At 61.5% G+C, this 4,060-nt stretch carries 2 protein-coding genes and 1 pseudogene; 1 reads left to right on the top strand and 2 read right to left on the bottom strand.

The features are described 5' to 3' along the window. Nucleotides 1–348: 348 nt before the first annotated feature. Together A0U87_RS25930 and A0U87_RS25925 are read right to left on the bottom strand one after the other, a co-directional pair. Entirely contained in the window at nt 349–1,464 is a 1,116-nt protein-coding gene (locus tag A0U87_RS25930) for an IS110 family transposase (protein ID WP_066488347.1), read from the bottom strand. A 76-nt stretch (nt 1,465–1,540) separates the two neighbouring features. Continuing rightward, nucleotides 1,541–3,358, bottom strand: a pseudogene (locus A0U87_RS25925) (Tn3 family transposase); the annotation flags it as partial. Between the two features lie 62 nt (nt 3,359–3,420). Here A0U87_RS25925 and A0U87_RS25920 point away from each other — a divergent pair. Continuing rightward, the gene (locus tag A0U87_RS25920) at nt 3,421–3,858 is read left to right on the top strand and encodes a MarR family winged helix-turn-helix transcriptional regulator (RefSeq protein WP_066861554.1); all 438 of its coding nucleotides are present in this window, start codon (nt 3,421–3,423) and stop codon (nt 3,856–3,858) included. Nucleotides 3,859–4,060 lie beyond the last annotated feature (202 nt).

The raw sequence follows: 4,060 nt of genomic DNA, 5'->3' as shown, positions 1-4,060 counted from the left end.
CGGGGGCGTCACATAAAACGGGCACAGATATACGCTCTCATGACTGCCATCCGAGACGCTGGCCGAGTTTACTCCTTCGCTGGCCTCGAGACCAGCGGTCGCATTGACCTTGGCGGGTGTGCCGCGGGCGCCTGATCGACGACGATTGATCATGCTCTCATCCGCGGGTTGATTACCGCACTACCCGTATCCGTCGCTGGGCCTATCCTCCGTCTAAGTTCGGGCGTCGGACGAACCTGCCCCACCGTACACCGTGGATTGCCCATCACAGTCGGGTGCCCGCGGCACGCCGGCCAAGGCTATGCAGTTGGTGCGCTGGCGCCTCCTCTCGTTAATGTCGTGGGTGGATCAGCCGGCTATCGCCGGCGACACCCGACGGGCGATGTCCCAGGCATAGCCGACCAGTTCACGCGCGATCGCGGTGGTCACCTTGGGCTGAGGCTTGCCCGTGGCCGCCAGGCGACGGTAGCGCTGGCACAGGCGAACCTGCGCTTTCCACCCGATCGCCTGGATGTCCTCGGACAAGTCGATGACCCGCTCACGGTAGCGTCGTTTCTCGCGAGCGGGCAGTCGATACGACCAGCCCGCCTCAATCAGCATGGTTCGTGCCTGCGCGTTGCCCGCGCGGGTGATCCGGCCCCGTTTGGTCCGAGCGCCGCTGGAGTGCTCGGACGGCACCAAGCCGACATACGCCATCAGTTGCTTGGGATTGTCGAAGCGGGTGAGATCGCCTACTTCAGCGACCAGCGTCGCAGCGCTGACCAGCCTGATACCGCGCAGGACCTGTAGATTGCGGACCAGCGGCGCAAAACACCATGCGTCCACCGCTTCAGTCAGCGCCGCTTCTAAGCGCCCAACCCGTGCCTGCGCCTCCAGCACCCGCTTCTGCATTTCCTCGAATGCCAGCTGTTGGTGGGGAAAATCGAACCGCTGCTCGGACAACCACCGCCAGTACATTTTCGTCCAGGCCGCCTTGCCGCCGAAACGACGATCATGACGCAACAGGAAGCTGCGCACTGTCTGCTTGGCTCCGATGGCATCATCTTGCGCGCTGCGTCGCGCGCGGATGAGATCGCGTACCGCCTCGTGCGCCTCGTCCGGTATCCAGATTGCGGTGAGTTCGCCAGCGCGTAGCAGCCGCGCCAGGGTCATCGCGTCACGCCGGTCCGTCTTTACATGGTCACCCGGGCGCCGCGGCATCATCGAGGGGGCGATGACGATGCAATTCTGTCCCAGCTTCGTCAGCAGCCGATGCAAGCCATACCCGCAGGGACCAGCTTCGTAGCAGACGTTCAACGTCACGCCCGGTCCAGTCAGCCGCTTGACCAGCTTCCTGATCGCATCGTCCTCGTTGGCGACCGTGCCGACGAAACGCACCTCGCCTCCGCGTTCCCCATCGGCAACCGCGACCGCAATGGTTTCCTTATGAACGTCCAGACCAACGTATTTCACCGTCTCCGTCATGACTCGTCTCCGCTGCTGACAAATCCATCATCAGCATCTCAGATTCGAGCCTCCGAGGCTCTGGCAGTCATGGGGTCTAAGCCTTTTGGGGCACGGTAGCGCCGATCTTTTGGCGCAGCGGCCGTAGCGTGCCGGTCGTTAAGTCATGATCCGTCCAAAGGTAATCGCCGGTCAGATTGATGTGTTGCCAGCCCAGCGGTGACAGATGTTGGAGAAATTCGGCCGGGATTTCCTTTCCTTGCTGCTCATTATGGCGAAGCACCGCCTCGAGGTAGGTCGTGTTCCAGAGGACAATGGCTCCAGCCACCAGATTGAGCGCGGACGCTCGGTGTCCTTGAGCCTGTAGCCCATGGTCGCGTATCCGGCCGGTGCGGTGAAAGAAGATCGCGCGCTTGAGGGCGTTCTGCGCCTCGCCCTTGTTCAGTTCGCGCGTAGCACGGCGCCGTTCTTCCGGCTTTTCGATCCAGTCTAGGGTGAAAAGCGTCCGTTCAACCCGGCCTATCTCGCGTAGCGCCAGCGCCAGGCCGTTGGCGCGCGGATATGAACCAAGGCGCTCGAGCATGGTGGAGGCATTCGTGACTCCGGTCCGGATAGATGTTGCGAGGCGGACGATGTCTTCCCAGTGGCTAGCGATGAGCTGTTCATCAATGGCTTGCGCGGCCATCGGGGCTATGGTCGGCCCTGGCCGCGCATCGCGGAACAAGTGGAGGCGCCGGGCGGCGATATTGGGAATTCGCGGTGCGAACTGGAACCCCAGCAAATGGCAGAGCGCGAAAACATGGTCGGAAATGCCGCCGACATCGGTATGGTGGCGTTCAATCGCAAGTTCGGCACCATGATGCAGCAGGCCGTCAAGGACGTGGGCTGCCTCGCTCGCACCGGCGGAAATAACCTTGGCATGAAACGGCGCATAGCGATCCGAGACGTGAGTATAGAAGGATACCGAAGGTTCACTGCCCTTGTGGGGATTGACAGAACCGGTCGCCTGCGCGCGGCGATCAAGTGGAAAGTTCTGGCCATCGGAACTCGACACATTTCCATCGCCGAACACATTTGACAGCGTCATGCGATGCTGAGCATCGGCCAACATCGCCAAGGCGGCGCCGTAGCTGTCTTCGCGTAAATGCCATGCCGCAAGCCAACCGAGTTGGCGCTGGCTCACCAAATCGCAGGCCTCTGCCATGCGGGCGTGGCCGAGATTGGTGGCGTCGGCAAGAACCGCTGTCAGGACAGTGCGGGGATCATCATGTACGCGGCCCGTGGTGAGATGGGTAAAGCATTTCGAGAAGCCGGTCCAACGATCAACCTCCGCCAGCAGGTCAGTAATGCGGATGGCCGGCAAATGGCCATACAAGGGAGAGAGTGCCCTTTCGGCTTCCTCCGGTGTGATGGCTCGAAGTGGCGATATCCGCAGCTTGCCGCCTGAAAAGTGCACATCTTCGAGCGCGTCCGCTTCCACCTTTGCGTCCACCTCGGCCAGCCTTCGGGAAAGGAGCGCCTTGCGCTCCTCGAGCCAGACTGCGGCCGTATCGGCGACCGGGACAGGCAATGGACCAGCGGCCCTCATAGCAGTGAACACCGGGGTGGAGATAAGTTGCTGCTCCACGGCTCTGTATCGCCGGCTGCCTTCGACCCACACGTCACCCGCTCGCAAGCGGTCCCGCAACTCGGCGAGGACACAGAACTCGAAAATACGGCGATCAAGACCGGCTCGGCCAATCCGTCGCCGCCATGCCGGTCGGACGAAACCAAGCGCGGCATCTGCTGGTAGCTTGCGCAGGCGGCCACTTCCGAGATCGCGCATTGTCGCGATGGCTCGAGCAAGACCCACACAGGCAGGCACCGCACCGAAGGTGAAGCTTGCGACGAAGGCCGGACCGATCTGTCGCAGGATCAGTAGATGAAAAAAATGGGGATTTTATCCAATCGGGGGGATTATTCTTCCTAGCCCATCGGTTGCGCCGTCTCTCTGAGGGGCTGGTAACCGAATGCGAGGGATCGTTTGTTGAGGCAGGAATAATCGCCCCGCCCCGGACAACGTCCATACTCTACCTGATCGAAGATGAAGGGCCGCAACGTATCACTGCTATCGCCTCTGCCCTTCAGCAGTTCCACCCGGTCATCATAGATTGGGTGGGAAAGCTGAAAAAGCTGGACCTCATCACAACAGCTGCAGATCCGGTCGATCGCAGGCGTACGATCGTCTCACTCACGGATGCGGGGCGACAAGAGGTACTCAAGATTCGCACAGCCGAGGTTGCGATCACAGCTGCTTACTCGGCTTTGGAGATCGAAACGGGCGTGAATTTGATCGATGGAACCACGGCCTGGGAATGCGCCCTCTCCGACAAATCCTTATCTGTTAGGATCGGTGAGTACGATGCTCGCCAATGACCTGATCCCGCCTGATGGCTGCAGGCCTGAACTCGCGCAGCGGCTACCGTGAATCTGTGCCCGAATAATGGACGGAGGCCTATAAGGTGGGCTACAAGCGCGGCTGAGGAGCGAGGCGCGTCGTGAGCACCGAAACCGCCCGGGAAGGGCCAGAAATCCCCGTAGCGCCGCCTGAGGCTGTCCTGCCGGCCGTCAGGGCGCC

It is taken from the genome of Sphingobium sp. MP9-4, assembly GCF_005281675.1.
In the GTDB taxonomy this organism is placed as follows: domain Bacteria; phylum Pseudomonadota; class Alphaproteobacteria; order Sphingomonadales; family Sphingomonadaceae; genus Sphingobium; species Sphingobium yanoikuyae.
This window is presented reverse-complemented; position numbering and strand designations above follow the sequence as displayed.